Source organism: Cellulomonas biazotea (assembly GCF_004306155.1).
In the GTDB taxonomy this organism is placed as follows: domain Bacteria; phylum Actinomycetota; class Actinomycetes; order Actinomycetales; family Cellulomonadaceae; genus Cellulomonas; species Cellulomonas biazotea.
Map to the genome: position 1 here is coordinate 1 of NZ_BIMR01000438.1, position 2,095 is coordinate 2,095.

Annotated in this window: 2 protein-coding genes; both read left to right on the forward strand. The window is 79.1% G+C overall.

What is annotated here, in order from left to right; all coding sequences use genetic code 11:
* Positions 1–749: energy-coupling factor transporter transmembrane component T family protein (locus CBZ_RS19900; RefSeq protein ID WP_130783166.1), on the forward strand; the 749-nt coding region annotated here is incomplete at its 5' end.
* Positions 750–794: 45 nt separating this feature from the next.
* Positions 795–2,095 (forward strand): CYTH and CHAD domain-containing protein (locus CBZ_RS19905; RefSeq protein ID WP_130783167.1); only part of this gene is annotated, 1,301 nt, incomplete at its 3' end.

Sequence of the window (2,095 nt, forward strand, 5' to 3'; positions counted from 1 at the left end):
TCAAGCTCGCGGTCGCGTTCGCGGTCTCGGGCGTGCTGCTCGTCCCGGTCGACCCGTGGACGCCGGCCGTCCTGCTGCTCCTCGCGCTGCCCGCCGTGGCGGTCGCGGGCCGCCTGGGCGTGGCGGCCCCGCTGCGGGCCCTCGCGCTGTTCGCGCCGTTCGCCGTGTCGCTCCTCGCGGTCAACGCCGTGACGCGGCCTGGCGGTGACGTCCTCGTGAGGCTGGGGGCGCTCGAGGTCACGACGACGGGCGTCGCGGTCGGGGCGTCGCTCGCGCTGCGCGCGCTGCTGGTGGGCCTCCTGTCGGTCGCGTTCACGCTCACGACGGACGCCGGGCGGCTCCTCACGAGCCTGCACCAGCACGCCCGGCTGCCGCCGCGCGCGACGTTCGCGGTGCTCGCGGGTTACCGCGTGCTGGAGCAGCTCCCGGAGCGTTGGACCACGGTCCGCCAGGCCCAGGCGGTCCGGTCGCCCGACCGTCGTCCGGGTTCGCCGCTGCCTCGCGACGTGGGGTCGCTCGCGCGTGCCGCGTTCGCGGTGCTCGTCGTGTCGCTGCGGCAGGGCGAGCGGCTCGCGATCGCGCTGGAGACCCGGGGGCTGGGCGACGGGCCGCGGACGGTCGCACGACCCGTGCCTCTCGACCGGCGCGACGGCCTGCTCGCGGCCGTCGTGCTGGGGGTCGTCGCGCTGGTGCTGGCGGCGTCGTGGCGCTCGGGCGTCCTCGCGACGTGGGCGACGGTCGGCGGCTGACGGGACCGCCGCGCGCGACCCTCACCCCGGTGCGACGCTCGACGCATGGCTGCGCACCCCGAGGTCGAGACCGCGTTCGAGGTGCCGGCCGCCGCGGCGTTGCCCGACCTGTCGGGCCTGCCCGGCGTCGCGCGCGTCGACGGGTCGACGTCGGTCCGGCTCGTCGCGACGTACTGGGACACCCCGGCCCTCGACCTCACGCGCGCGGGCGTCTCGCTGCGCCACCGCACGGGCGGCGACGACGCGGGCTGGCACCTCAAGCTCCCGTCGCGGGCGGGCGGTGCGGGGCGTCGGCGGACCGAGCACCGCGTGCGGGCGGAGGCCACGACCCCGCCCGCGGAGCTGCTGGCCCTGGTGCGCGCCCGGGTCCGGGACCAGGACGTCGGGCCGGTCGTCACGCTGGAGACGGACCGGTCGACGGCGCGGCTGCTCGGCGCCGACGGCGGGGTGCTCGCGGAGGTCGCCGACGACGTCGTCGTGACCCACCGCGGCGGCGGTGCCGCGGACGACGAGGCCCGGCCCGCCGACGACGGCGACGTCGCGCGCACCTGGCGCGAGTGGGAGGTCGAGCTCGTCACGGGCGACGACGACCTGCTGACCGCGGTCGGCGAGGCCGTGGTGGGCGCGGGCGGGACGCCGCGGGGCGCCTCGAAGGTGCAGCGCGCACTCGGCGACCGCGTGCCCGTGGCCGCGGCGACGACACCGGCCGACGGGACCGCCGCCGAGGTCCTGCGGGCGTACCTGGCCCGGCACGTCGAACGGCTCCTGGTCGCCGACGCGGGGGTGCGCGAGGGCGACGACGACGCGGTCCACGACGCCCGGGTCGCGACCCGTCGGGTCCGGACGGCGCTGCGCGTGCTGCGCCCGGTCGTCGACAGCGCGGTCAGCGAGCCGGTGCGGGCACGGCTGCAGCACGCGGGTCGGGTGCTCGGTGCGGCGCGTGACGCGGCGGTCGAGCGGGACGCGTTCGCCGCCCGGCTCGCCGCGGAGCCGGTCGAGCTGGTCCTGGGACCGGTCGCGCGGCGCCTCGCCGACGACCGGGAGGCGGCGCGGGCGGCGGCGATGGCGGACGTCGTGACGCTCCTCGACGACCCCGCGTACCTGGCGGTGCTGGGCACGCTGGACGCGTGGACGACGGCGTTGCCGCGCGGGCCGCGGGCGGACGAGCCCGCGTCGACGGTCGTCCCCCGCCGGGTGCGGAAGGCGTGGCGCCGCGTCGACGTGCGTGCCCGGGCGCTCGCCGACGCCGGTGACGGGCAGCGCGACGACGCGCTGCACGACCTGCGCCGGGCCGCGCGACGGGCCCGCTACGCGAGCGAGGTCGCGCGCGAGGTCGTCGGGAGGCC